The 25,271-nt window shown below is 36.5% G+C and carries 28 protein-coding genes; 19 read left to right on the forward strand and 9 right to left on the reverse strand.

Going from position 1 to position 25,271, the window contains the following annotated elements; all coding sequences use genetic code 11:
* The first annotated feature begins 159 nt into the window (after positions 1-159).
* On the forward strand, positions 160-618 hold the full coding sequence (locus LRP84_RS00245; protein WP_230573241.1) for a DUF4352 domain-containing protein: 459 nt from the start codon (positions 160-162) through the stop codon (positions 616-618).
* Between the two features lie 101 nt (positions 619-719).
* Here LRP84_RS00245 and LRP84_RS00250 read toward each other — a convergent pair whose 3' ends face one another.
* Complete coding sequence (locus LRP84_RS00250) at positions 720-1,643, reverse strand: alpha/beta hydrolase (RefSeq protein ID WP_230573242.1); 924 nt, start codon at positions 1,641-1,643, stop codon at positions 720-722.
* A 78-nt stretch (positions 1,644-1,721) separates the two neighbouring features.
* Between LRP84_RS00250 and LRP84_RS00255 the strand changes: the two genes are divergently transcribed.
* The 3 genes from LRP84_RS00255 to LRP84_RS00265 all read left to right on the forward strand — a co-directional run bounded on the left by LRP84_RS00255 (position 1,722) and on the right by LRP84_RS00265 (position 4,620).
* The gene (locus LRP84_RS00255) at positions 1,722-2,213 is read left to right on the forward strand and encodes a GNAT family N-acetyltransferase (RefSeq protein WP_230573243.1); all 492 of its coding nucleotides are present in this window, start codon (positions 1,722-1,724) and stop codon (positions 2,211-2,213) included.
* A 180-nt stretch (positions 2,214-2,393) separates the two neighbouring features.
* Entirely contained in the window at positions 2,394-3,560 is a 1,167-nt protein-coding gene (locus LRP84_RS00260) for a cation:proton antiporter (protein WP_230573244.1), read from the forward strand.
* Positions 3,561-3,675: 115 nt separating this feature from the next.
* Positions 3,676-4,620 (forward strand): LacI family DNA-binding transcriptional regulator, encoded by a 945-nt coding sequence (locus LRP84_RS00265; RefSeq protein ID WP_230573245.1) that lies wholly within the window; start codon positions 3,676-3,678, stop codon positions 4,618-4,620.
* An 82-nt stretch (positions 4,621-4,702) separates the two neighbouring features.
* Here the strand turns inward: LRP84_RS00265 and LRP84_RS00270 are convergent, their stop codons facing one another.
* Positions 4,703-5,704, reverse strand: coding sequence for an alpha/beta fold hydrolase (locus LRP84_RS00270; protein ID WP_230573246.1), 1,002 nt, complete (start codon positions 5,702-5,704; stop codon positions 4,703-4,705).
* Between the two features lie 181 nt (positions 5,705-5,885).
* Here LRP84_RS00270 and LRP84_RS00275 point away from each other — a divergent pair, with 181 nt between their 5' ends.
* Positions 5,886-6,341: a ribbon-helix-helix domain-containing protein gene (locus LRP84_RS00275; RefSeq protein WP_230573247.1), complete on the forward strand. Its 456-nt coding sequence runs from the start codon at positions 5,886-5,888 to the stop codon at positions 6,339-6,341.
* 114 nt (positions 6,342-6,455) lie between these two features.
* On the opposite strand, the gene LRP84_RS00280 is transcribed toward LRP84_RS00275, so the two are convergent.
* Positions 6,456-8,045 carry a bifunctional metallophosphatase/5'-nucleotidase gene (locus LRP84_RS00280; protein ID WP_230573248.1) on the reverse strand — a complete coding sequence of 530 codons (1,590 nt, stop codon included), beginning with the start codon at positions 8,043-8,045 and terminating at the stop codon, positions 6,456-6,458.
* Positions 8,046-8,341: 296 nt separating this feature from the next.
* Here LRP84_RS00280 and LRP84_RS00285 point away from each other — a divergent pair, with 296 nt between their 5' ends.
* Complete coding sequence (locus LRP84_RS00285; RefSeq protein WP_230573249.1) at positions 8,342-8,596, forward strand: YqkE family protein; 255 nt, start codon at positions 8,342-8,344, stop codon at positions 8,594-8,596.
* Between the two features lie 77 nt (positions 8,597-8,673).
* On the opposite strand, the gene LRP84_RS00290 is transcribed toward LRP84_RS00285, so the two are convergent.
* Positions 8,674-9,639 carry a quinone oxidoreductase family protein gene (locus LRP84_RS00290; RefSeq protein WP_230573250.1) on the reverse strand — a complete coding sequence of 322 codons (966 nt, stop codon included), beginning with the start codon at positions 9,637-9,639 and terminating at the stop codon, positions 8,674-8,676.
* A 428-nt stretch (positions 9,640-10,067) separates the two neighbouring features.
* Between LRP84_RS00290 and LRP84_RS00295 the strand changes: the two genes are divergently transcribed.
* Complete coding sequence (locus LRP84_RS00295) at positions 10,068-10,895, forward strand: aldo/keto reductase (protein WP_230573251.1); 828 nt, start codon at positions 10,068-10,070, stop codon at positions 10,893-10,895.
* Between the two features lie 29 nt (positions 10,896-10,924).
* Here LRP84_RS00295 and LRP84_RS00300 read toward each other — a convergent pair whose 3' ends face one another.
* Together LRP84_RS00300 and mciZ are read right to left on the reverse strand one after the other, a co-directional pair.
* Positions 10,925-11,839 (reverse strand): aldo/keto reductase, encoded by a 915-nt coding sequence (locus LRP84_RS00300; protein WP_230573252.1) that lies wholly within the window; start codon positions 11,837-11,839, stop codon positions 10,925-10,927.
* Between the two features lie 52 nt (positions 11,840-11,891).
* Positions 11,892-12,020 carry a Z-ring formation inhibitor MciZ gene (mciZ, locus tag LRP84_RS00305; RefSeq protein WP_230573253.1) on the reverse strand — a complete coding sequence of 43 codons (129 nt, stop codon included), beginning with the start codon at positions 12,018-12,020 and terminating at the stop codon, positions 11,892-11,894.
* A gap of 74 nt (positions 12,021-12,094) precedes the next feature.
* On the opposite strand from mciZ, the gene LRP84_RS00310 reads away from it, so the two are divergent.
* A complete protein-coding gene (locus LRP84_RS00310) occupies positions 12,095-12,634 on the forward strand; it encodes an NUDIX hydrolase (protein WP_230573254.1) in 540 nt (179 codons plus the stop codon).
* Between the two features lie 214 nt (positions 12,635-12,848).
* Here the strand turns inward: LRP84_RS00310 and LRP84_RS00315 are convergent, their stop codons facing one another.
* Positions 12,849-13,400, reverse strand: a complete 552-nt coding sequence (locus LRP84_RS00315; RefSeq protein WP_230573255.1) for a GNAT family N-acetyltransferase — start codon at positions 13,398-13,400, stop codon at positions 12,849-12,851.
* Positions 13,401-13,524: 124 nt separating this feature from the next.
* Between LRP84_RS00315 and spoIIM the strand changes: the two genes are divergently transcribed.
* From spoIIM to corA, 9 genes are all read left to right on the forward strand, one after another.
* A complete protein-coding gene (gene spoIIM / locus LRP84_RS00320) occupies positions 13,525-14,175 on the forward strand; it encodes a stage II sporulation protein M (RefSeq protein WP_230573256.1) in 651 nt (216 codons plus the stop codon).
* Positions 14,176-14,282: 107 nt separating this feature from the next.
* The gene (gene fur, locus LRP84_RS00325; protein ID WP_098310673.1) at positions 14,283-14,738 is read left to right on the forward strand and encodes a ferric iron uptake transcriptional regulator; all 456 of its coding nucleotides are present in this window, start codon (positions 14,283-14,285) and stop codon (positions 14,736-14,738) included.
* A gap of 162 nt (positions 14,739-14,900) precedes the next feature.
* Positions 14,901-15,131 carry a YqzK family protein gene (locus LRP84_RS00330; RefSeq protein WP_230573257.1) on the forward strand — a complete coding sequence of 77 codons (231 nt, stop codon included), beginning with the start codon at positions 14,901-14,903 and terminating at the stop codon, positions 15,129-15,131.
* A gap of 6 nt (positions 15,132-15,137) precedes the next feature.
* Entirely contained in the window at positions 15,138-16,028 is an 891-nt protein-coding gene (xerD, locus tag LRP84_RS00335) for a site-specific tyrosine recombinase XerD (protein WP_230573258.1), read from the forward strand.
* Between the two features lie 287 nt (positions 16,029-16,315).
* The gene (locus LRP84_RS00340; RefSeq protein WP_230573259.1) at positions 16,316-17,053 is read left to right on the forward strand and encodes a FixH family protein; all 738 of its coding nucleotides are present in this window, start codon (positions 16,316-16,318) and stop codon (positions 17,051-17,053) included.
* A 259-nt stretch (positions 17,054-17,312) separates the two neighbouring features.
* Positions 17,313-18,497 carry a phosphopentomutase gene (gene deoB / locus LRP84_RS00345; protein WP_302850556.1) on the forward strand — a complete coding sequence of 395 codons (1,185 nt, stop codon included), beginning with the start codon at positions 17,313-17,315 and terminating at the stop codon, positions 18,495-18,497.
* Between the two features lie 13 nt (positions 18,498-18,510).
* Positions 18,511-19,332 (forward strand): purine-nucleoside phosphorylase, encoded by an 822-nt coding sequence (locus tag LRP84_RS00350; RefSeq protein WP_230573260.1) that lies wholly within the window; start codon positions 18,511-18,513, stop codon positions 19,330-19,332.
* 7 nt (positions 19,333-19,339) lie between these two features.
* Positions 19,340-20,644: a pyrimidine-nucleoside phosphorylase gene (locus LRP84_RS00355; RefSeq protein ID WP_230573261.1), complete on the forward strand. Its 1,305-nt coding sequence runs from the start codon at positions 19,340-19,342 to the stop codon at positions 20,642-20,644.
* A 77-nt stretch (positions 20,645-20,721) separates the two neighbouring features.
* A complete protein-coding gene (gene corA, locus LRP84_RS00360; protein ID WP_230573262.1) occupies positions 20,722-21,684 on the forward strand; it encodes a magnesium/cobalt transporter CorA in 963 nt (320 codons plus the stop codon).
* Between the two features lie 182 nt (positions 21,685-21,866).
* On the opposite strand, the gene LRP84_RS00365 is transcribed toward corA, so the two are convergent.
* Positions 21,867-23,156, reverse strand: a complete 1,290-nt coding sequence (locus LRP84_RS00365) for an NCS2 family permease (protein ID WP_230573263.1) — start codon at positions 23,154-23,156, stop codon at positions 21,867-21,869.
* Positions 23,157-23,290: 134 nt separating this feature from the next.
* On the reverse strand, positions 23,291-23,950 hold the full coding sequence (locus LRP84_RS00370; RefSeq protein ID WP_230573264.1) for an SIMPL domain-containing protein: 660 nt from the start codon (positions 23,948-23,950) through the stop codon (positions 23,291-23,293).
* Positions 23,951-24,111: 161 nt separating this feature from the next.
* Here LRP84_RS00370 and LRP84_RS00375 point away from each other — a divergent pair, with 161 nt between their 5' ends.
* Positions 24,112-24,531: a MarR family winged helix-turn-helix transcriptional regulator gene (locus LRP84_RS00375; protein ID WP_141525087.1), complete on the forward strand. Its 420-nt coding sequence runs from the start codon at positions 24,112-24,114 to the stop codon at positions 24,529-24,531.
* 123 nt (positions 24,532-24,654) lie between these two features.
* Complete coding sequence (locus LRP84_RS00380; protein WP_230573265.1) at positions 24,655-25,200, forward strand: hypothetical protein; 546 nt, start codon at positions 24,655-24,657, stop codon at positions 25,198-25,200.
* Positions 25,201-25,271 lie beyond the last annotated feature (71 nt).

Below are 25,271 nucleotides of genomic sequence, written 5' to 3' on the forward strand. Positions count from 1 at the left end.
AATACCCTTACCTCAAGATTCAGAGAAGAGCGAAGAAGATAGGTGGGGGATAACTGCTGGCATGTGCCTGATGGAAGTTTCACTTTATTCCATATGTATAAAAACGTACAATGTGTACATCATACAATCGATAGAAACAGCAAAAGAAGGTGGAAGTTGTTGCGGAAACGATTGAGCATAATAAGTATCATCATGTGTTTTTGTATTGCCGGATGTAATAGAGAGGAACAGGTTAATAAATCAAGTGTCAAAGGGGTTTTATCCGCCGATCAAATCGAATTTGATATTAAAAATATAAGCCGTGTAGCGCAGTATGATGTGTGGACTGCGAAACAAAACCACACGCTTCTTGTTATAAACTTTTCTTTAAAAAACAATAGAAACAAAAGTATTGTTGTTAAACCTGCTCAGTTTAATGTTATTTCAACGACTGGAAAAATATACGGGGTCGTTCAAACGAAAAGGAATCCAAGTATATTGCATGATAGAAGGCTAAAATCATACGATTCATTGCAAACGAGCATTATATTTGAAATGCCTAAAGAAGAGGTGGAATCTGAATTGTTGTTTGCTCCTGATTTTGCTAAAGATGAACCGATAGTTCTTTCGCTAAAATAAAATAGAACTTCCATCAGTGGGAGTTTTTTTATTCTCCACTGATGGAAAGCTCTCACTAATCAGGTTCTTACTGCCCAAAAGTAGCGAAGTAAAAAACAGGCTTATGCAAGCCTGTTTTTTGTTTCGTTTACGTATGTTGTTAAAAATTGATCAATTGCCGATTCATATTCTTCTTTATTTTCTGCATAAGAACAAGCGTGAGCGCCTTTTTCTGCAATAAAGAGTTCTTTTGCGCCTTCTTTTGCTTCATGCAATGCTTGTGTCATTTTGCATAAAATGTATTCATCGTCTTTACTATGGATGAACAACACAGGATTTTTAATGTTTTTTACACAATCAATTGGAGAAATTTCACGAATTGTATAACCATCGCGCACTTTTAAAAGTGTATTAGCTATTGGTAAAAGAGGCCATTTCGGCAAATGGAACTCAACCTTTAAACGGTAATGAAGCTGCTCATAAAAGTCAGAGAATGGACAGTCGGCAATGTAAAAGTCAGCACCGTCCTCGACCATACCTGCATATTGTAATAATGTTGCTGCTCCCATTGATTCACCATGAATACCAAGTGTAATATTTGAACCGAAGCGTTGTTTGAGCCAATCTACTACCGTTTTTAAATCGTGTTTTTCATAATAGCCGTAACTTGTTGTTTTTCCTCCTGTTTGTCCGTGACGGCGATGATCGTAAATAAATACATTGAATCCTCTGTTTAAAAATAAATTCGCATATTTTACTGAGTTCATTTTGTTGACGGTTACGCCGTGACAAAAAATCATGAACTTATTTGAATGGCTAGTAGGAATATAGTAACCATGAATGTCATAACCAAATTGCGAAGAGAGGTATACTTCTTCTTTCTGTAGAGCTTCAAAATCCTCCAAGCGAAAATGCTGTTTTGTTTCACGGTCTAAAATTTCTTTTTCTGTTTTTTTCTTTAAATACATGACTGTATTCGTGAAGAAAATACCAATCCCAATAAGAGTACCCAATACCGTTAGTAATGCTGTCCAAAACGCTTTCATACTCCATCCTCCAAGCTACAATACATATGATACAATTATATTGTATCATAACAATCTGTAAAGGTGAGAGAAGTGAGTATGATGAGAATTCAAAATATAACAGCAGAGATGCGAGAAGAAATTGGTCAATTTATGCAAGAAAATTGGGGCAGTACTGTAATGGTTTCAAGAGGACATATTCATCAATTAGATCGATTACCAGGGTTTCTTGTAGTGGAAAATAACGAAATAATAGGAATTATCACATATTATATCATTGATAAAAATTGTGAAATTGTATCACTTGATAGTTTCAAAGAAAAAAGAGGGATTGGTACACAGCTTGTAGAGTCTGTAATAGATGCGGCAAAGAAACAATTTTGTGAAAAAATTTGGCTTATCACGACAAATGATAATGTAAATGCGATGCGATTTTACCAGAAACGAGGATTTACTATGACAAATCTATACATAGATGGTGTACAAGAAGCTCGTAAGTTGAAACGAGAAATTCCGATTATTGGCTATGAGGGGATTCCAATCTTACATGAAATTGAGTTTGAAAAAAAAATATGTCAAATTAAAAGTTAGATAGACTAAAATATATGCTCTTATTTTATAAATAGGAAGTTTTTTTATTATAGGAATTTATTAGGAGAAAATGAATGTGATAATTACATGAATGTGCTAATTTGATAATTTCACAGACTAGTATACATCATATATAATTACAATGATTCTAATGATTAGGATGAGAAAAGGAGAGATGAGATGATATTTTTCTTTCAATTAGCAGTAATTTTGCTAAGTACAAAGCTTGCGGGTGACTTAAGTGTCAGGCTAGGGCAACCGTCTGTACTTGGAAAACTTATTGTTGGTATTGTGATTGGTCCAGCAGTATTGGGATTAATTGATAATACAGATTTACTGAAGCAATTAAGTGAAGTCGGGGTTATTCTCCTCATGTTTATGGCTGGTTTAGAAACGGATTTAAAGGAACTAAATGAAAATCGCAATTCTTCTTTAGCAGTAGCAGTGGGTGGAATTATTATGCCGTTTCTAGGTGGCTATGTTGCCGGTCTGATTATGGGAATGGAGCAAGCAAATGCAGTCTTTTTAGGCTTACTTCTTTGTGCAACTAGCGTTAGTATCTCTGTGCAAACGCTTCGGGATTTAGGGAAAATGAAAACGCGCGAAAGTACAACAATGCTTGGCGCAGCTGTGTTTGATGATATCCTTGTTGTTATTTTGCTTGCTTTTGCCATGAGTTTCTTAGGTGCAGGTGATGTGAATCTAACGATGATTATTTTGAAAAAGGTTGTCTTCTTCGCAGCTATTATCCTAATCGGATGGAAAGGTGTTCCAATGATTATGCGCTGGCTTTCTCCGCTTCGTGTGTCAGAATCTATTATTAGCGCAGCCCTTATTATTTGTTTCTCCTTCGCTTATTTTGGAGAATTACTAGGAATAGCGGGAATTATCGGAGCGTTTGCGGCAGGGATTGCTATCTCCCAAACAGATTATAAACATGAAGTTGAGAAGAAAGTTGAACCAATTGCCTATGCAATGTTTGTTCCTATTTTCTTTGTAAGTATTGGGATGAATATTACGTTTGCAGGACTTGGAGATAAAGTTTGGTTTATCGTCATTTTAACAGTAATTGCTGTGTTAACGAAATTGATTGGTTGTGGCCTTGGAGCACGTATGACAGGTTTTGATTTACAGTCTTCTACAATCATTGGATCTGGAATGATTTCACGTGGCGAAGTAGCCTTGATTATTGCAGGACAAGGTTTAGCTTCAGGATTATTAGCGCAAGATTACTTTACAGCGATTGTTATTGTTGTTATTTTGACAACGATGATTACACCGCCGATGTTGAAGAAAACATTTGCGATAAAAGACAAGCAATTGAAAGAGGAAAGAAGTGCAATGTAAGCACTTCTTTTTTTTATGTAACAATTTTCAGAAATATATAACAATAACCTTGACGTAGGCTTTATTTTGTTTTACGGTGAAATTGTAAACCATTTCCATGTTAAGGGGTGAAGATGTGGCAACGATACGCGATGTTGCAAAGTTGGCAGGAGTTTCAGTCGCAACAGTTTCACGAGTATTAAATGAAAAAGGGTATGTACATGAAGATACGGTAAAACAAGTGAAGAAAGCAATTGAGGAGTTGCAATATAGACCAAATGCGGTGGCCAAGGCGCTATTTAAAAAATCTTCTACGATGATTGCTCTGCTTGTACCTGATTTACAAGACCCGGCATCCTTACCATTACTTACAGTTATTGAAGAAGAAGCTTACAAAGAAGGATATCAAATTATTATATGCAATATGAAACATAAGCGTGGTTACATGGATGTATTGGAACAAAATAATATTGCAGGTGTTATTATGACACGTGATGTATATGAAAGCTTGCAAAAAGAAATAACATCAGTTCCGTTTGTAATTGTAGATTCGGTCGAGGGGTTTTCTTTACATTATTATAATGCAGCGATACAAGCTGTTTCTATTCTAGAAGAGAAAGGATGTCAGTTTCTTGCCTATATTCATGAAGAAACAAATAATGAAGCGATGGAAGAACATTTCACTGGTTTTTTAGACGCGGTTTGGGAGAGGAAGATATCTTACCGAGTTATAAAAACGCATAGGGAAGAGACAGATTCAGAACAAATAGCTGTGGAGGTATTACAAAAATATCCATACATAGATGGTATCATTACTTGTAGCGATATTGTAGGGATCGGCTTTATTCGTGCTGCACAAAAGCTTTATATCTCTATTCCGAAACATTTACAAGTTATTGGTTTAAATGGAATTGTACAAGGGGAGTGGTCTACGCCAGCTTTAACGACAATTGCCCAGCCGATAACAAGTGTAGGAGCACTTGCTATTCATAAGTTAATTGCAAAAATAAAAAAGGTGGAATATAACCAAGAGGTAGCTGATTTGGATTTCGTTCTAATTGAGAGAGAATCAACAAAGTAAAAGGTGCGTGAGAACACGCGCCTTTTTTTCTATTTTGTTACTCGTAGGCAGTAGGAGTCTGATTGATGAAATTTTCACTTAATCAAGGGTGCAGTAAGAAGTGTTCTTGTTTAATATCAAGTAACGTTGCTGCAAAACGTGTATGTTCTTCAAAATTTGGAGAATGAGCTGAGTTCGGAAACCAAATCATTTTTTTTATAGGTGCGTTAAGAACATCGCAATATTGTTGTACAAGTGCATAAGGCGTTTGATAGTCATAGCGTCCAGAACAAAAATAGACAGGAAATGAAACGCTCGGCACTTGTGAAAAGAAATCAATCGCTAACATTTCTTTCCATAATTCTCCAGATTTCATATTTCCGCTAAAAAATTTAATCCAATCTATCCATGTGTATTCAGGGGATAGAAACCCTTTTCGAATGAAAGAAAAGAATGTCCCATTTTGAATAGCTCCACCAAAGATACCGAGCCATTTCCTTTGGATAAGTAGTCTCCTTTTATCAAGAAATGGAGGCTTTCCAAGCTTTTTTAAAGAAGCAAGTGCACGGGTATGTCCGCGCTGCTTTGCGGATCGAATTAAATGTTCAAAAAGCAGTTCCTCATTTTGTTTCATATGCACAATTTGGCCAACTCCGATATATGCTTCAATGTATTGGGGAGATTGCTGTGCAGCAAATAATCCAATGATGCTGCCCCAAGAGTGTCCAAGAAGAAATAATTTCCTTTTTTGAAACCTTTTTAGAAGATAATCGATTATTTTATGTGTATCTAAAATGAATTGTTCAATTGTTAGCGATTCTTTGGAATCTCGCCACGAAAAGGATTTTCCTGCTCCGCGCTGATCCCAGTTGACAACAATAAAATGTTTCTCAAGTTCTGTTTGAAAATGGCGTACAAAGCCAATTTGAGCCATTCCTGGTCCACCGTGTAAGCATAATAAAAGAGGTTGATTGAGATCTTGTCCACGAATGAGCAACGATTGTTTTCGATTATTTATAAGAACATTTTCAATTGTAGCAATACTATTTGAGATGTGTTTTTTATTTTTATCGTAAAAAGAGGGGGTGCTACTGCGACTGAACATGAGAACGACCTCCTTTTGACTGCGATATACTGAACAGTGCTGTTTTTTCATCATATACTAAATATGCTAATAAGAAATTATTGTATCATAACATAGTAATTTTATCCCGCATTAACAAGCAGTAAGCTCTCAGTGATAGAAGTTTCACGTTATCCTATGTTTAATAGAGAGGAGGGAGGAGGTGGAAATTGGTGAAATTATTGATCGTTTAAATAATCATGAACCGATAGCAATTGTTGCGAAACGACTGGAAATGAGTCCATATACACTATCAAAAAAATTACGATTACTCGGATATGGATATGATAGTGAGCAGAAAAAAAGGGTATTTGTTGGAGAAGGGGAAGAGCCTCGTCATTTACAATTAAAAGAAGCTGTAAGTCTACAGCAGGAAAAAATAGATTATCAGCGCCTCATTTATGAGCAATTGCAACATATTTATGAGTTGTTGCAAAAACGCGAATATGGAATACGTATCACGTCCGTGGAACAAGAAGAGAAAAAAAAACGTACATTTTCTCTTTCTAAACAAGTATTAGAACAATTAGATTGTTTTTCTGTTAGAAATGGTGTGCATAAGTCTAAACTTGTAGAAATTGCACTGAAAGAATATTTAGAAAGATATCGTGAAGGATAATAAAAGCGGGATTTCCCGCTTTTATCCTGCTATTTGCAGGCAGTAAGATTTAAAAGAAGAACTTCCTGTAGAAGCTTGATTTCTTCCACTTATGAAAGTTGTATGCTATAACGGCTAATTTATTTTTTGAACACGCCCTTCAATTTTTGCTTCGATCGGTGATTTTGCCTGCTTCACATAATCTACTAACGCATCTAAATCATTTGGTCCTGTTTCTGTATTTGTTCCATTTTTAAATGAAACAAAACCATCCCCGCCAGAAGCTAAAAAGGCATTCGCTACGACAGTATATGTTTGCGAATCAACAAGGGCTTCGCCGTTTGATAAGCTTACATCAATTACTTTTTCACCAACTGCTTTGTTAGCGTCCCATTTGTACGTGATGCCAGAGATTTGGAGCATACGTGTTTTATCTTTTTGCCACTGCTGATTTAAAATGTCCCGAATATCTTTTCCAGTCAATGTTGATTTTATTAATTGGTTGCCAAAAGGCTGAATGCCATATAGTTCTCCCCATGTAATATCTCCTGCATCTAAATCGTTGCGAATACCGCCAGGATTCATAAGAGCAATTTGTCCGTTCATCGCACTGCGCTGTGCATCTGCAATTAAGTTACCAAGTGTTGTCTCTCCAGCAGGTGATTCTTTTCTGTCTAAAGCAGTTGCAGCTTTACCGACAACTTCATTTACAAGTGGAGCGACTTTTTCAGCATACTGCTCGACTTTTTTCTTAATTTGTGGATCAGGTTGAATGCCATCGTGAAATGTTGTAACAATCTCAGCCTTTTTCTCTACAATATCTTTTGTTTTCTTATCAATTTTTAAGTCAACGTCTGCGAAAGCTGTACCGTACGAATAAGCTTGTACAAGAAGTTTTCCATTTACAGTTCCATTTACATATGCATGGTTATGGCCGCCAAAAATGACATCGACTTCTGGATCGGTATTTTGAGCTAAACGAACGAGATCCCCATCTGTAATTCCTTTATCATCCGTTGTACCAGGATTGTGTGCTAATACAACAATTGCTTTTACACCTAATCGTTTTAATTGTTGTGCAGACTTGTTAATTGCTGCTACTTCATCTGTGAACTTTACGTTTTCAACCATTTTAGGCATAACGATGCTTGGTGTTTCTGTTGTGAGGACACCAATAAAGCCGACTGGAACTCCTTGTACCATTTTTACTGTAAATGGCGGTAAAAATAAGCGTCCCGTTGTCTTATTATAGACATTGGCTGCAACGTAAGGGAACTGAGCACCTTTAAATTTTCCAGTTTTTTCATGATATCCACCGTAAATAAGGCGGCGCATTTCGTCTATACCTTCGTCAAATTCATGGTTTCCAATTGTTGCAACATCAAATCCAAGATCATTGAAAATATCAATTGTTGGCTCATCTTGTAATAAAGCAGAAATTGGTGGACTTGCTCCAACTGCATCTCCGGCATGAACAAGTAGCGTATTTGGATTTTGTTTTTCGCGATCTCGCAAGTATGCAGCTAAGTAATCGACGCCACCTGCTTCCTTATTGTTTATTTTTTTTACTGTGTTTAATTGACCGTGGAAGTCATTAATGCCCAGCATTTGAACATCAATGTAACGATTTTCTTGTGTTGGTATAGAAGTTGGTTGAGCTGCAAATACACTTGAAAATGTGACTGTACTCAAAACAGCAACTGCAGGTATAATTTTTCTCCACATGTTTTTTGTTTCTCCCCTTTATATAAATCTGACATCATACGACATCATTTTAATAGATTATGAGAAAACAATCTATATAAAATTCTATATTTTAAGAAAATTTATAAAACTCCTTCTTTTTATTTTTATATAGAAAATAAATCATTAATTATGGATGATTAACTGTTTTGCATTTTCATGTGGAATTGGAGCTGGGATTCGCGCAACTTAATAGAGATACAGATACAGCTCTTGTGGTTGCTGGTAAATTGCACTTTCTACTATAATAAAGAAAAAAAGTAAAAGGTGATCTGGTTATGGCGAAAAAAAAACAAAAGCAAGCACAAACAGGAATGAAGATGGAAAAGGAAACAGTAACAATTGGAGACCAATTGAACGAAGCATTAATGAAGCAGCTGAAAAGTAAACAAAAAGAGCTAAAAGAGCAAGAAGAGCAGAAAAAAGAAATAGAGTTAGAGAGAAAGCGTAAAGAACAGCGTGAGCGCGAAAAAAATAAATCATTTGAAGAATTATTAGGTGAAAGTAGTTTGTCATGGAAAGATTTTAAATAAGAAACGAATATAAAGGAGAATAGATGAAGAAAAAATAACGTGCCATATATGTGTGGCACGTTATTTTTATAATTATTTTATGGAAGTAATAAAATTTTCCCTGTGCTTTTTCTACTTTCTAAATAATGATGTGCTTTTGCGCCTTCGTTTAAGGAAAATGTAGTTGGCTTGGATAACTTGATTTTTCCTTGTTGAATCCATGTAAACAGCTCTTCAGAACGAAGAACACGCTCTTTATGAGAAGTGAGTACATTCCATAGATCACCGCCGGTTAACGCCTTAGATGTATCCATAAGCATGCGCGGGTCTACAGGCGCTGGATCGCCTCCTGCCATTCCGTAAAAAACAACGGTTCCCCCAATACGTGTTGCTTCAAAGCTATCCATCAACGTAGAACCAACAGATTCATATACGACATCTACACCTTTTCCGTTAGTCGCATGGATGACTTTCTGTTTCCAGTCATCCTCATACAAAAAGGTCCAGTCTGCGCCAACTTCTTCGGCAGCTTTTGCTTTTTGCATAGAAGAGGTAAGCGCAATCACTTTACCGCCTAGTAATTTGATAATTTGTACAAGAAGTTGTCCTACACCACCGGCAGCAGCGTGTACGAGTACAATGTCTCCTTCCTTTACTGCATAGCTATCGCGAGTTAAGTAGTGAGCTGTTAAACCTTGCAGTAAAATAGAAGCAGCTGTTTCATGTGAAATATGATTAGGAAGTGGAATTGCTTTCTCTATTGGAACTGCTACAAGCTCTGCATTTGCATATGGAACATCTGCAAATGCAATAGAATCTCCTTGCTTTATGGTCGTAATATTATTTCCTACCATTTCTACAATTCCAGCGCCTTCGTAACCTAAAATGTATGGTGGTTGACCAGCAAGGTGATAATTTCCTTTTCTTCTATAAACATCGGCAAAATTTAAGCCAATTGCTGTCATTTTTACAAGAATGTCATTAGGTCCGATAACAGGATTAGGGATTTCTTTATATTGTAATACTTCTGGTTCTCCAAATGTGTTAAATACAAGAGCTTTCATCTTTTTCCCTCTACTTTGTGTATTTTGTTTTACGCTTACACTGTAAGATAAAAGGATGAAGAAAGCAAGAAATTACTCTTTGAAAAAAGCGAGAAAAGGTTGTTTATATAAAATGAAACAACAATATATAAATCCATTTTAATTTTTTAACATAGAGGCCGCTGCTATGTAGAAGAAAACATGACCTGCACTTGCTTTCTCCTTTTGTTTTCACTCTTGCATGTGGCAGGAAAAGGCCCTGACCGCTTTTATGCATGGCCAAATGCTCTTGCCCATCTAAAAAGAAATAGTTATTTAAGTCGGTTTTTCAATTTGTATTTATATACTTCCTTCTAGTTTCTTAACATAACAAGATTATGTAAACAAATCGCTTTTTTTTTGACTTTTTATTTTTTTCTTGTTGAAATGGAGTAAAGGAGGAGTTTTTTATGCAAATTCCAACAACAACACTTCATAACGGTGTGAAAATGCCAATGTTAGGCTTAGGAGTATATAAAGCAAAAGAAGGAGAGGAAGTAAAACGAGCGGTACAGACTGCGTTAGAGGTCGGATACCGTGCAATTGATACAGCTACTATTTATGAAAATGAAAGCGGTGTCGGAGAGGCGATTCGTGAATTTGGAATTGCTCGTGAAGAGCTTTTTATTACAACGAAAGTATGGAACGATGAACAAGGATATGAAACGACGCTTAAAGCATTCGAAACAAGTTTAAAAAAGTTACAGATGGATTATGTAGATTTATATTTAATCCATTGGCCAATACGTGGAAAGTATGTGGATACATATCGCGCTCTTGAAAAATTGTATGAAGAAGGAAAAGTACGTGCGATTGGTGTGTCAAACTTCCATATTCATCATTTAAAACATTTATTGGCGAATTGTCATATTAAACCAATGGTGAATCAAGTCGAACTTCATCCGATGTTAGCACAATTTGAACTTCGCAATTTTTGTCAGCAAGAACAAATTCAAATGGAGGCATGGAGTCCGCTTATGCGAGGCGGAGAGGTATTTGAACATCCGGTTATTCAAGAGATTGCTAAAAAATATGGGAAAACACCTGCTCAAGTTATTTTACGCTGGGATATTCAAAGTGGGATTGTAACAATTCCAAAATCTGTTACACCTTCTCGCATTGCAGAGAATTTTCATGTTTTCGATTTTTCATTAACGGAAGAAGAAGTACAGCAAATTGATAAACTAGATTGTAATAAGCGTTCAGGAACAAATCCAGAGAAATACGATACGATGTAAAAAAGCTACCGATTTTTCGGTAGCTTTTTTTATCGGTGAGATTCATATTTATCAAATTTTACAAGTGCTTGTATGTTTTTGTATTGTTCGTCTGTCAATGAATTTGTAGTGCCTGCTTTTATGTTCTCACGTAATTGGTCAATTGAGCTTGCACCTGGAATGAGAGCTGCAATTGTCGGAGTATGTAGGCAATATTGAAGCGCGGTTTCTGTTAGAGAGCGCTCATTTGTTATTTCTTTCACACGAGATACGATGTGTTTTACTTCATCGTAATTGTAAGAGAGATAGTCTTTTTCTTTCACTTTAGCTAATTTTTGTTCATTGTTACTAGTTAATAAGCCTTTTGCGAGTGGACCGCGGGTAATGACGCTAATATTGTGTTCTTGCAAGAATGGGAACCATTCTTCTGGGCGGCGGTTTAATATGTTATATTCCATTAAAACACTTACCATATTAGAACGCTTTGCATATTGGCGAATGACATTAGGACGGATGGAAGAAATCCCGTAATGACGAATGATTCCTTCTTGTTTTAGTTCTTCAAATGTTTCAATGACTTCGTCAATATTATCTTCAATTGTTCCGCCATGTAGCTGATATAAATCGATATAATCCGTTTTTAATCGGCGCAGGCTTTCTTTTACTTCCTCTTTTATATATGCCTTAGAAGGGTCCCAAGACCAACCGTTTTTTTCTTCTGTCCAGCGGTTCCCAACTTTTGTAGCAAGTACAACTTGCTCTCGTTTTCCTTGTAACGCTTTTCCAACAAACTCTTCATTTAATCCATAATTGTATAAATCGGCTGTATCTAAAAAATTAATACCTAAATCTAACGCTTCATGAATGATTTGAATGGCTTCTGTTTCATTTGTCCCAAGTGACATACATCCAAGTCCAATTTCACTTACATATAAATCTGAATTTCCTAATTTACGTGTTTTCATAATTCCCTCCTTACTTTTATTGTACGAAAGCGTAAGGAGTTTCACAAACACTTTACCTTTGTGTATTTGTAATCCAGTCATGAACAGTTTTATAACGTTGTTCATATTGTTTTAGCATATGACGAATTTCCCAAGCTTTTCCGACTAACGTTACTCGATTTGGTAAAATATACACTTTCATTTTCGTCTCGCTCCTTTCAATGTGCTAGAATGTATGAAGAAAGACTAGGAAATAGAACAGGGAGATGAAGTCTTATGAGTAATCTTGAAGAAAGAACGATTGCGACTGAGCCTATTTTTGATGGAAGAGTAATTAAAGTTCGTGTTGATGAAGTAGTATTGCCAAATGGTGAGACGAGTAAACGTGAAATTGTGAAGCATCCTGGTGCGGTAGCGATTATTGCAATTACAGATGACGAGAAAATTGTGTTAGTTGAACAGTATCGCAAAGCGATGGAAAAAGCGCTTGTAGAAATTCCTGCTGGAAAGTTAGAGCAGGGAGAAAAACCTGAAGTAACAGCAATTCGTGAATTAGAGGAAGAAACAGGGTACATATGTGATAACATGAAGCTCATTACGTCATTCTACACATCACCAGGGTTTGCAGATGAAATTGTATATGTATATGAAGCGACTGGTTTGAAGAAGAAGGAAGACAAAGCGGATCTTGATGAGGATGAGTTTGTTGAGTTAATGGAAGTATCATTAGAAGAAGCGCTGCAACTAATAAAAGAGCAACGTATTCATGATGCAAAGACAATGTTTGCAATTCAATATTTACAATTGAAAAAATAAACACTCGCTTTATGCGAGTGTTTATTTTTGTGAAATTTGAAGATGACTAGCTGTAGCGTCTCTTTTTTTATCCCGCATTAACGGGCAATAAGCCCTCCACCTTAAGATTCAGAGAGAAGCAAAGAAGATAGGTAGGGGATAACTGCTGGCATGCGCCCGATTGGTTCAACTAACCTTTTGTGAGGAAAAACGTCTCACAAAAGGAAGTTTCACTTTATTGTATTTTTGCATATACACATGTATCACGTAAACTACCATCAGGAGCAAGGAAGTCATTTTCTAGCGTACCTTCTAGAATAAACTCCAGGCGCTCTGCTACTAATCGTGCATTTGTATTATTGGCATCACAGCGAATTTCAAGTCGTTTCGCTCTGAGTTTATCGAAGGCGAATTGAATAGCCCCTTTTAATGCTTCTGTCATATACCCTTGTTTTGTGTAAGAGCTATGAAGCCAGAAGCTGATAGAAAACTTTGGAATATCCCAGTTTTCTGGGTGAAGTGTGAGTGCCCCGATGAATGTACCTGTTGTTTTATCATATAGATGAAACGGTAATGTTTCTCGAAGTAAAAATTTTCCATGAGCGGCTCTAACTGCTGCTTCTGCCGTTTCTTCAGTTTCATGTGCAATAGACATCCATGGCTGTAGTTCCTCTAAAGAAGTTTGAATTGCTTCATAAACTTCTGCTCCATCGCCGGGGAACGGTTTACGCACCTGCAGGCGCTCGGTCTGAAATAATGTTGGAAAATCTAATAATAGTTGTTTCAAAAGAAATCCCTCCTATTCTCTACCTTTAAGTTTAGCAAAGTGGCGTGGAATTTCAATGCTAATTCGTCATACTTTTTTCTTTCTATCATACATTTTAGTAAGAGGAAGAACGGGGGGACGTAATATGCTGAGGAAATCGTCTTGGCAAGATCGTGTAACATATCATGTACAGGAACACGCTTCATTATATGTATTTGTAGCTGTCCTTTTATTAATGGGAGTTATTTTTGGAGCGATCCTTGTGAATAGTTTACAAATAAGTCAAAAACAAGATTTGTATTTTTATTTAAGTCGTTTTTTTGGACAAGTTTCCAAAGGGCAATTTGCAAATGCAGGTGAGATGTTTCGTGAAAGCTACTTATCACAACTGAAATATATTGGTTTTATTTGGATTTTAGGTATTTCCATTATTGGTTTGCCTCTTATTTTTATTTTATTATTTTTAAAAGGAGTGGTTGTTGGATTTACAGTAGGTTTCTTAGTAAGTCAACTTGGTTGGAACGGCTTATTATTAGCATTTGTGGCTGTACTTCCACAAAATTTAATTATTATCCCAACATTTCTTATTATGACGACGATCGCCGCTAGCTTTTCCTTGCGCATGATTCGTCATCAATTTATTCGAAAAGTAAATGAGCCTCTATTACCACTTTTTATCCGCTACACTTGCTTTTTTCTTATTATCGGTGCAGCGCTAGCGATTGCTTCAGGGATTGAAGCTTATGCATCGCCAATTTTTATGAAACAAGTCATGGAGACTATTAACAAAAAATAATTATATTTTGATAATTATTATCAAGTAATTTTGATTATTTTTCTTTTGACAGTTTCCCTTCTTCTGATATAATGGGGTAAGAGTGGCGAGGGAGGGAGTAGTACCGAATGGAAGAAAGAATTGATCGAATTAAAAAGCAATTGCATGCAGCGAGTTATAAGTTAACACCACAACGTGAAGCTACGGTTCGCGTGCTGCTAGAAAATGAAGAAGACCATTTAAGCGCGGAAGATGTTTACCTCCTTGTAAAAGAAAAGTCGCCAGAGATCGGACTTGCAACCGTCTATCGGACTTTGGAATTATTATCCGAGTTAAAGATTGTCGACAAGATTAATTTCGGTGACGGTGTTTCGCGCTATGATCTAAGACAAGAAGGTGCATCACGTTTTCATCATCATTTAATTTGTACAGAATGTGGTGCAGTAGAAGAAATTCAAGAAGATTTACTTTGTGAAGTAGAAAAAAGAGTAGAAAATGAGTGGCGCTTTAAAGTCAAAGACCATCGTTTAACGTTCCATGGTATTTGTGAGAAGTGTCAAGAAAAATTAACAGAAGAAAGTTAACCTTTTCCTATTTAGTTAGGAAGAGGTTTTTTTATTACAAATAGGTAAGACTCCCCGACTTAAGATTTTAGCGAGAGAAGTGGCGGGAGTTTTCATAATTAGGTATAAATGATGAAAAGCTTGGCATATGTTGTAATAACATAAATTTTGGAGGAATTTACAATGAGCCGAGCAATTAAAGTTATTTTTGATGGTACGAAAGTATTTTTATTGTTTATTAGTTGTACCATTTTGTTTTATTTCGCTATACTATGGATAAATGAAGAGTATGAAAGTTATCATCGTTATGAAAAGCCTAAAGAAGAAATGGTAGAAAAAGTATCTGAAACAGAGGAGCCTGTGAAAGATGCTTTCGTCAACAGAATGATTTTTTTCTATGAAAATGGGGAGTAGAGAAGATTGGAAGATCAATTACAAGACTTTATTCATTATATGGTTGTTGAAAAAGGATTAGCTCAAAATACAGTTGTATCATATGAGCGTGATCTAAAAAGTTATACGAAGTATTTACAAAAAGTAGAACAAATCACATCTTTTCATGATGTAGCGCGCATGCATATTGTGAACTTTTTACATCATCTAAAAGATAATGGGAAATCTTCGAAAACGATGGCACGTCACATTGCATCTGTACGGTCGTTTCATCAATTTTTATTGCGTGAACGTGTTGTGGAACATGACCCGTCTGTACATATTGAAACGCCTCAAGGTGAGCGTAAATTACCAAAAGTATTATCGATTAATGAGGTAGAAGCACTATTGCAAATACCGAAAAGAACGAGTGCATTTGGGATTCGTGATAAGGCTATGTTAGAGTTATTATATGCAACAGGATTACGTGTTTCTGAATTAATTGAATTAAACTTATCAGATGTACATTTAACAATGGGCTTTGTTCGTTGCGTCGGAAAGGGAAATAAAGAGAGAATTATCCCTCTCGGTAGTTTAGCGACAGAAGCGATTCAGTATTATATTGAAAAAGGAAGACCGGAACTCTTAGGAAAGAAAATGGTCGAAGCACTCTTTTTAAATCATCATGGAAACCGTTTATCTCGCCAAGGGTTTTGGAAGATTTTAAAAAGGCTTGCACAAGAAGCAAATATTCAAAAAGAACTTACACCGCATACATTGCGCCATTCCTTTGCAACGCACTTATTAGAGAATGGAGCAGATTTAAGGGCAGTACAAGAAATGCTTGGCCATGCTGATATTTCGACAACACAAATTTATACACATGTTTCAAAAGCTAGATTAAAAGATGTATATAAACAGTTTCATCCAAGGGCATGAGTGTTCATGCCCTTTTACTTATTATAAAGTGAAACTTCCATCAGTGGGGAGGCATCCCCCACTGATAGTTAGTTGAACCAATAGGGCACATGCCAGCAGTTATTCCCCAACTATCTTCCTCGCTTCTCTTTTAATCTTGAGGTCGGGGTCTTACTGCCCCAAAATAGCGGGATAAAATGAAAGCACTTCACAAAAACTTCACAAACATTTCGTACATTGTTTTCAGCAGAAGGCTAGAATATGAACGTATATTTCCTCTATACTAAGATAGGAAGAAGGAGGAAGTTATGATGAAAAAACTTTTAATTACATTATTTATCACAATGCTAGCGTTAGCTGGTTGTAATACGAAATCGGACGAGACAACGAAAAAGAATAAGTCGCTTGAAGAAGTAAAGGTAGAAATAAAAACGAACCCTGAAACATTAAAGCCGAATGAAAAAGTAGAAGTACAAGCAACTGTTACACAAGGGAAAGAAAAAGTAACAGATGCAGATGATGTAAAGTTTGAAATTTGGAAAGATGGTGAAGAGAAAAAAGAAATGCTAGACGCGAAGAATAAAGGTAACGGTGTTTATGCAATCGATAAAACATTCCCATCTGATGGTGTTTATCATATTATCGCACATACAAATGCACGTGATATGCATGTGATGCCAGAAGTAAAAGTGGCTGTTGGAAATGCAAAAGTTGAGGATACAAAAAAAGAAACAGATGGTCATCATGAGGAAGGCCATGACGGTACAATGATTCACTTGATGGCAGACGGCGTAAAAGCAAATACAGAGTCTACAATGAAAGTACATGTAAAACAAAAAGAAGAAGCATTAACTGGTGCGGAAGTTCAACTTGAAATTTGGAAAGACGGTGCAGAAAAGCATGAGTTTATTCCAGCAAAAGAAGGTAACAAAGGCGAGTATACAAGTACTTATACATTTAAAGAAGTAGGAACATATACAGTGAAGGTTCATGTGAGAAAAGGTGATCTTCATGATCATAAAGAAGAAACAGTTGAAGTGAAATAAAAAAACGGCTCTTTTAAAGAGCTGTTTTTTTATTTGTATGTCGAGAAATATATATCGGTTTCATTAGCGCTTCTAGGTAGAATAGATTACAATGAAAATGTGAAAAAAATAAGAAATGTAATAAAAATTTCTTAAAAGGAAAGCGTAAACATGTTATGATAGCAACAGGAGATGTCTGACATCTGACTTGGGAGAAAAGGGAAGTTTTTACATCGATTTGAACATACTACATAAGTAGCATATATAGGAGGTTACAGCTGTGAATAAATATAAACGTATTTTTCTTATCGTAATGGACTCCGTAGGAATTGGAGAAGCACCAGATGCTGAGAAATATGGCGATAAAGGTTCTGACACACTTGGCCATATTGCAGAGCATATGAACGGATTACAAATGCCAAACATGATGAAATTAGGTCTTGGTAACATCCGTGAAATGAAAGGGATTGCAAAAGCAGAGAAGCCACTTGCATATTATACAAAAATGCAAGAAAAATCTATGGGAAAAGATACAATGACAGGCCATTGGGAAATTATGGGTCTTTACATTGATACACCGTTTCAAGTATTCCCAGAAGGGTTCCCGAAAGAATTACTTGATGAGTTAGAAGCGAAAACAGGACGTAAAATTATTGGGAATAAACCAGCTTCTGGAACGGGAATTTTGGATGAACTTGGACAGGAACATATGGAAACTGGCGCATTAATTGTGTACACATCTGCTGATAGCGTATTACAAATTGCTGCTCATGAAGAAGTTGTACCGCTTGAAGAACTATATAACATTTGTAAAATTGCACGTGAGTTAACACTTGATGAAAAATATATGGTAGGTCGTGTGATTGCTCGTCCATTCGTTGGGGAGCCAGGAAACTTCACACGTACGCCAAACCGTCATGATTACGCACTAAAACCATTTGGTCGTACGGTAATGAATGAATTAAAAGATAGTGACTATGATGTTATTGCAATTGGTAAAATCTCTGATATTTATGATGGAGAAGGTGTAACGCAATCTCTTCGTACAAAATCTAACATGGATGGCATGGATAAGCTTGCAGATACAGTGAATATGGACTTTACAGGTTTAAGCTTTGTAAATCTTGTTGACTTTGATGCACTATTCGGTCATCGTCGTGATCCTCAAGGTTATGGAGATGCACTGCAAGAATATGATGCACGTCTTCCTGAAGTACTTGAGAAGTTAAAAGAAGACGACTTGTTAATTATTACAGCTGACCATGGTAATGACCCAATTCACCACGGTACAGACCATACACGTGAATATGTACCATTATTAGCATATAGTCCAAGCATGAAAGATGGCGGAAAAGAATTACCGCTTCGTCAAACATTTGCTGATATCGGTGCCACAGTTGCAGAAAACTTCGGTGTAACAATGCCGAAATACGGAAAAAGCTTTTTGAACGAGTTAGATAAATAAGGAGGAATATCAAATGAATCGCGAGTTAATTTCAAAATCTGCTACATATTTAAAAGGGAAATTTCAAGAAACACCAACAGTAGGGTTAATCCTTGGTTCAGGTCTAGGTGTATTAGCTGATGAAATCGAAAATGCAGTAGCTGTACCGTACAGTGAAATTCCTGAGTTTCCTGTATCTACTGTAGAAGGCCATGCTGGTCAACTTGTATTTGGTACACTTCAAGGTGTTACAGTTGTAGCAATGCAAGGTCGTTTCCATTACTATGAAGGATATGATATGCAAAAAGTAACATTCCCAGTTCGTGTTATGAAAGAGTTAGGAGTAGAAGCAGTTATCGTTACAAACGCAGCCGGTGGTGTAAATACATCATTTGAGCCAGGCGATTTAATGTTAATTTCAGATCACATTAACTTTATGGGACACAATCCATTAATCGGACCAAATGATTCTGAGATGGGTGTACGTTTCCCTGATATGTCTGAAGCATACAGTAAAGACCTTCGTAAAATGGCAAAACAAGTTGCTGCTGATTTAAATATTAAAGTACAAGAAGGCGTATATGTTGCGATGACAGGTCCTGTATATGAAACACCTGCAGAAATTCGTATGATTCGTACAATTGGCGGTGATGCAGTCGGAATGTCAACTGTCCCAGAAGTTATTGTCGCTGGTCATGCTGGTATGAAAGTACTTGGTATTTCTTGTATTTCAAATATGGCAGCTGGAATTTTAGATCAGCCGCTTCATCATGATGAAGTAATTGAAACAACAGAGCGTGTAAAAGCAAACTTCTTAGCACTTGTAAAAGCAATTGTAAAACAAATGAAGGGGTGAGTTCACAATGAGAATGGTGGACCTAATTGCAAAAAAACGTGATGACAAAGCATTAACGACAGAAGAAATTAATTTTATCATTGAAGGCTACACAAATGGTGATATTCCAGATTACCAAATGAGTTCACTTGCAATGGCAATTTTCTTCCAAGATATGAATGAGCAGGAACGTGCTGATTTAACGATGGCAATGGTAAATAGCGGCGATACAATTGATTTATCAGCGATCGAAGGAGTAAAAGTAGATAAACATTCAACAGGTGGTGTTGGTGATACAACTACGCTTGTGTTAGGTCCATTAGTGGCTGCTTTAGGTGTACCAGTTGCGAAAATGTCTGGTCGTGGTCTTGGGCATACAGGTGGTACGATTGATAAATTAGAAGCAGTTCCGGGGTTTCATGTAGAAATTGAAAACGAGGAATTTATTCGTCTTGTAAATGAAAATAAAATTGCTGTTATTGGTCAAAGCGGAAACTTAACACCTGCTGACAAAAAGTTATATGCACTTCGTGATGTAACGGCAACGGTAAACTCTATTCCGTTAATTGCAAGCTCTATTATGAGTAAAAAAATTGCAGCTGGTGCGGATGCAATCGTTCTTGATGTCAAAACAGGTGCGGGTGCATTTATGAAAACGGACGAGGACGCGAAGCAATTAGCTGAAGCAATGGTTCGCATCGGTAACAATGTTGGCCGTAAAACAATGGCAGTTATTTCTGATATGAGTCAGCCGCTTGGTGAGGCAATCGGTAACGCTTTAGAAGTGAAAGAAGCGATTGATACATTGCAAGGAAAAGGGCCAAAAGACTTAGAAGATTTATGTTTAACGCTTGGAAGTCAAATGGTGTACCTAGCTGGACATGCTTCTTCTTTAGAAAATGCGCGTGAAAAGCTAATCGAAGTCATGAACAACGGAAAAGCACTAGAAGCATTTAAAACGTTCTTAGCAGCACAAGGCGGCGACGCTTCAGTTGTAGATGATCCTTCTAAATTGCCACAAGCACAATATAAGATTGAAGTAGAGGCAAAAGAAGATGGATATGTATCTGAAATCGTTGCAGATGAAATTGGAACAGCAGCAATGCTTTTAGGAGCAGGTCGTGCAACGAAAGAATCTGAAATCGATTTAGCAGTTGGACTTATGCTTCGTAAAAAAGTGGGCGATAGCGTGAAGAAAGGTGAATCGCTTGTAACAATTTACGCGAACCGTGAAAATGTAGAAGACGTAAAACAAAAAATTTACGAAAACATGAAGGTATCTGCAGAGCATGTAGATGCACCAAAGTTAGTACATGGCATTGTAGAGAAATAAGATAAAGTGAAATGCTAATCAGCAGTATAAAAAAAGCTATGGAGTTTTCTCTTTAGCTTTTTTTGCTTATAATAATAATGGGTGAAACTATGATAAGAATTTGTGCAGTAACAAAAGAAAATGAAGTATTATATGATTTGTCATTAGAAGAAACAAAGCGAGAAGATATTGTGTGGTTTTGGCTAGATTTATGTAAACCGACGAAAGAAGAGTATACATATATTTTACAAGACTATTTCAAATTCCATCCCCTTGCGATTGAAGATTGTTTAGAATATGTACAGAGGCCAAAGGTTGACTTTTATGAAGGGTATCACTTTTTAGTTCTTCATGCTTTTAGTGAAGATGGATTAGAGCCGCATGAAATTGATTTATTCGTTAGTGATCATTTTGTTGTATCCTTTCACTTTTCGCACAATAAGGCGATTGAACGAGCATGGAATAAACTTGGGGAAAGACAACGTATAAAGAGAAGCACTCTTCATGTAACGCATACAATTATTGACCAAATTGTCGATGATTATTTTGCTCCGGTATATTATATTGAAGATCATTTAAATGCAATTGATGACAATTTAACAGGGGATATAGCAAGTACTGTATTAGAAGAGGTATTTGATATTCGCTCTGATTTATCAAAATTACGAAGAACAATTGTACCAATGCGCGATTTATTGTATCGTATTTTAAATTCAACGCGTTTTCATGGTGTGAATGATCATGAAATTTATTTTAAAGATATTTATGATCACCTGTTAAAATTGTCTGAGATGATTGAAACAAGCCGAGAACTGACAGCTGATATTCGCGATAGTTACTTTTCGCTAAACTCTCATCATATGAATAACATTATGAAAACGTTAACGGTTTTTTCAACCATTTTCATGCCATTAACATTTATTGTTGGTGTATATGGAATGAATTTTGACAATATGCCAGAGTTAAAGTGGGAGTATGGTTATTATATTTGTTTAGCCATAATGGCTCTTATTGGTGGTGGCATGATGGTATGGTTTTATAAGAAGGGCTGGTTTAAATAAAGTGAAACTTTCATCAGTAGGGGCTTTCTCCCCCACTGATGGTTAGTTGAACCAACCGGACACATGCCAGCAGTTGTCCGCCACTTATCCTCTTCGTTTCTCTCTACATCTTGAGGTGGTGGTCTTATTGCCTGCGAATAGCGGGATAATAAAAAACGCCGGGAATTCCCAGCGTTTTTTATTTAGCCGATGGCATGTAACACAAACATGAGTAAGAAGAGACACGTGATAGTATAAAGAGGTTTTGCAACTTCTTTATGTTTACCAAGTGCTACTTTTAAGATTGGATATGCAATGAATCCAAAAGCAATACCATCAGCAATGCTATATGTGAGCGGAATCATAACGATAATTAAAAACGCTGGAAATCCTTCTGAAAAATCGTTCAGAGGAATTTGTTGAATGTTTGTAATCATTAAACCGCCAATAATAATTAAGATTGGAGCGATTGCACTATCTGGAATTAACTTTACAAACGGTAAAGCAAACAATGAGGCAAAGAATAATCCGCCAGTGACGATAGACGTCAGACCTGTCTTGCCGCCCGCTGTAATACCAGCAGCACTTTCTATTGTAGAAACAGTTGGACTTGTGCCAAATAGCCCGCATGTCATCGCTGAAATTGCATTTGCTTGATAAGCACGAGGGAATTTACGCTGATCTTCTAATAAACCGTGCAAAAGCCCCATGTTTTCAAAAATGAGTACCATACTCAATGAGAACGTTGCAATTAAAAATGGTAAAGAAGTCAGTTTCCCAAACGACATTGCACCAAAAACATCACCATAGTTAGCAAATGAAAATGAACTATTGCCAACTTGACTTGTATCAACAATACCAAATAACCAGGAAATTCCGGTTCCAATTGCAATGGTCCATAAAAAGTTTCCACGTACATTACGAATAAATAAAACTAATGCAACAATAAGCGTAAGCAGTGTAGCTAGAACAACGGGACTACCTAAATTTCCTAATGCAACAGCAGTGTTCGAATTCGCAACGACAATGCCACCTTTTTGCAAGCCGATAAATGCTAAAAATAGCCCGATACCGACAGTAATCGCTTCTTTTAACGACTTTGGAATTGCAGTAGAAAGTGTACGAGCAATAGGTGTAAACGCGGTAATTGTAAAAATAATACCAGCGATAAAGACAGCTGCTAATGCTTCTTGCCAAGTTAAACCAAGCGTATGCACAGCTGTGTACGTGAAAAACGCATTTACTCCCATACCTGGTACAAGAATCACCGGTGCATTTGCCCAAAATGCCATCAATAGACAGCCGATAAATGAGCTAAATACAGTTGCCAAAATTCCTGCTTCAAGGGGAATACCAGCATCTGATAAAATAGATGCATTCACAATCATAATATAAACAATCGTGAAAAATGATGTTACACCAGCAACTACTTCTTGTTTTGGCGATGTGTGATGTAGGTCTAATTTAAATGTTTTTTCAAGGATTCCTTTCATGTTAAACCTTCTTTTTCATATCCCTCTCCCGCCCGTGATATCCCTATGCAGGGCTCACCGTCTATTATTATAACAAAACGAAAGGTTTTTACAATAAAAAAATGAGAACGTTTTCTTTTTTACTAGATGTACAATTAAATATAGGTGAAAATAGCACGGACAGTCGAAATGATTTCCAATTCTCCTGATTGGATAGGAGGAGCACCGCTATGGACAGCGGAATAAGCAACAAATTCCCGCGGCATATGAGAGGACTCTTCAACGACAGAAATGGGAATGGGATTTACATTTAGATTATATGTACTAGCAATCGTCCTTGCTTTTTCTTGGGCATTTTGCACAGCGAGTACTAATGCTTGTTTGTAATAAGCATTAGGCTCTGAAACGCGAAATACAAGTCCTTTGGCGACATTTGCCCCGTTTGCTACAGCTGCTTCATATACTTCCCCTGCTTTTTGTACATTCAACACAATAATTTCATATAAATGCTCAACTTGATAACCGCGTAACATAGCCTTTTCGTTCACGTATTCATATTGCGGTGTAATGGTGTAAGAAAGCGTTTTGATATTTTGCTCTGTAATTCCAAGTTGTTTCAAAGAATCAAGTAATTTAGTAGAAAGAGCAGCATTTTCTTCTTGTGCTTGCTTTACATTTGTACCTTCAGTACGAACACCAATTGTTAACACGACAACATCAGGTTTTGCTTTTACGACACCTTCACCTTGTACAGTAACAGTTGCTTCTTTGCCATTACGTAATTCATGTGAATATAGAGGCATTCCAATTTGCATAACTGTTCACCTTCCTTTCTCTATTTATATGAAAGAAGTGAGTCCACTTTGTCCTTAAATTTAGAAATATAGTGGAAAATCTAAGTAGAAAGAAAATATATACAATTAAGGTATTTATGCATTATAATATGTGTAAATATTATAAAAAAGGGTCGAGAACAGTGAACGAAAAACGAGAAGCACTTATTTTAGACTTATCTATCTCCTTTCGGAAAATGATTCGTTTATTACAAAATGATATTAATGAACTCTTTTCTGAGCATATGCCATGGAATGAATTTTCTGTACTGCGTGCATTATATTGGAAAAGCCCGCAAATGGCATCGCAAATTGCAAGTGAAGTGAATGTTACATCGAGTCATATTACAGCGGTTACAGATCGTCTTGTTCGTAAGGGGCTTGTAACGAGAAAGCGCTCTGATTCAGACAGGCGCATTGTTTATTTAGAAATTACGGATACCGGGAAAGATGTTGCCGAAAAGCTTGAAAATGTTCGAAAAGAATATTATAGAGAGAAGTTCCAGGACTGGAGCGATCAAGAAATTGAAATGGTATTAGAGCTCTTTGGCAGAGTTCTATGAAAAATAGAAAAGCAATTTTTGCTTTTCTATTTTTTATGGCTTCATCATACTACAGAACGGATGCGCTGCATAAAAACAGACCTACATTCCTATACTTTACCTATATGGAATAGGAGGCAGACTATGAAACGTATTGTTTCTTTTGGAATTATCGGTATATGTTTACTATGTTACAGTATGGAGATAAGTGCAGCGTCTCCAAATCAAATTGTACAAAAAGAACTAGAATATATCTCAAATCATAAGCCTGTTTTATACTCACAATTATGGATGCGCTCGATGCAAACTTCTGTTTTGTTTCATCATAGTGATAACATTCATCATCAAGATACTTTACATAACATAAAACATTCCTCCCTCGTAAAGGTAAAACAAATTTCACTGGCCAAAGCTTCTGTTTATATTCCGCGAGTTTCTCAGTATGTGTCAAAATTCGGAAAAGAAAATGTACAAGTGTACTATTTAGCTGTGCAGTATGATGTGAAAAAAGAAAATCCATACCAACTAAATGGAATAAATTACTTTTTACAAGTATTTGTACAAGAGTATGGGGACTGGAAAATTGCTGAAAGTGTTGTCGCACCGACAGATCAAATCGTGACAAACGATGATGGATTTGGGACAGACGAAGAGAAGACATATAGCGAAAGACGAAAAAATGCAAAATAGCCCCCTGACTAGGAGGCTATTTTCACGTTGTTTATCCCGCTATTCGCGGGCAGTAAGACCCCCGCCTCAAG

Origin of the sequence: Bacillus rhizoplanae (genome assembly GCF_917563915.1) — a bacterium.
Lineage (GTDB): Bacteria > Bacillota > Bacilli > Bacillales > Bacillaceae_G > Bacillus_A > Bacillus_A rhizoplanae.

Excerpts from the sequence above, each read along its gene's own strand:
- LRP84_RS00250 (WP_230573242.1), bottom strand. The coding sequence starts at position 1,643 with ATGAAAGCGTTTTGGACAGCATTACTAACGGTATTGGGTACTCTTATT.
- LRP84_RS00255 (WP_230573243.1), top strand. The coding sequence starts at position 1,722 with ATGATGAGAATTCAAAATATAACAGCAGAGATGCGAGAAGAAATTGGT.
- LRP84_RS00260 (WP_230573244.1), top strand. The coding sequence starts at position 2,394 with ATGATATTTTTCTTTCAATTAGCAGTAATTTTGCTAAGTACAAAGCTT.
- LRP84_RS00270 (WP_230573246.1), bottom strand. The coding sequence starts at position 5,704 with ATGTTCAGTCGCAGTAGCACCCCCTCTTTTTACGATAAAAATAAAAAA.
- LRP84_RS00280 (WP_230573248.1), bottom strand. The coding sequence starts at position 8,045 with ATGTGGAGAAAAATTATACCTGCAGTTGCTGTTTTGAGTACAGTCACA.
- LRP84_RS00285 (WP_230573249.1), top strand. The coding sequence starts at position 8,342 with ATGGCGAAAAAAAAACAAAAGCAAGCACAAACAGGAATGAAGATGGAA.
- LRP84_RS00290 (WP_230573250.1), bottom strand. The coding sequence starts at position 9,639 with ATGAAAGCTCTTGTATTTAACACATTTGGAGAACCAGAAGTATTACAA.
- LRP84_RS00295 (WP_230573251.1), top strand. The coding sequence starts at position 10,068 with ATGCAAATTCCAACAACAACACTTCATAACGGTGTGAAAATGCCAATG.
- LRP84_RS00300 (WP_230573252.1), bottom strand. The coding sequence starts at position 11,839 with ATGAAAACACGTAAATTAGGAAATTCAGATTTATATGTAAGTGAAATT.
- mciZ (WP_230573253.1), bottom strand. The coding sequence starts at position 12,020 with ATGAAAGTGTATATTTTACCAAATCGAGTAACGTTAGTCGGAAAAGCT.
- LRP84_RS00310 (WP_230573254.1), top strand. The coding sequence starts at position 12,095 with ATGAGTAATCTTGAAGAAAGAACGATTGCGACTGAGCCTATTTTTGAT.
- spoIIM (WP_230573256.1), top strand. The coding sequence starts at position 13,525 with ATGCTGAGGAAATCGTCTTGGCAAGATCGTGTAACATATCATGTACAG.
- fur (WP_098310673.1), top strand. The coding sequence starts at position 14,283 with ATGGAAGAAAGAATTGATCGAATTAAAAAGCAATTGCATGCAGCGAGT.
- LRP84_RS00330 (WP_230573257.1), top strand. The coding sequence starts at position 14,901 with ATGAGCCGAGCAATTAAAGTTATTTTTGATGGTACGAAAGTATTTTTA.
- LRP84_RS00340 (WP_230573259.1), top strand. The coding sequence starts at position 16,316 with ATGATGAAAAAACTTTTAATTACATTATTTATCACAATGCTAGCGTTA.
- LRP84_RS00350 (WP_230573260.1), top strand. The coding sequence starts at position 18,511 with ATGAATCGCGAGTTAATTTCAAAATCTGCTACATATTTAAAAGGGAAA.
- LRP84_RS00355 (WP_230573261.1), top strand. The coding sequence starts at position 19,340 with ATGAGAATGGTGGACCTAATTGCAAAAAAACGTGATGACAAAGCATTA.
- corA (WP_230573262.1), top strand. The coding sequence starts at position 20,722 with ATGGGTGAAACTATGATAAGAATTTGTGCAGTAACAAAAGAAAATGAA.
- LRP84_RS00365 (WP_230573263.1), bottom strand. The coding sequence starts at position 23,156 with ATGAAAGGAATCCTTGAAAAAACATTTAAATTAGACCTACATCACACA.
- LRP84_RS00370 (WP_230573264.1), bottom strand. The coding sequence starts at position 23,950 with ATGCAAATTGGAATGCCTCTATATTCACATGAATTACGTAATGGCAAA.
- LRP84_RS00380 (WP_230573265.1), top strand. The coding sequence starts at position 24,655 with ATGAAACGTATTGTTTCTTTTGGAATTATCGGTATATGTTTACTATGT.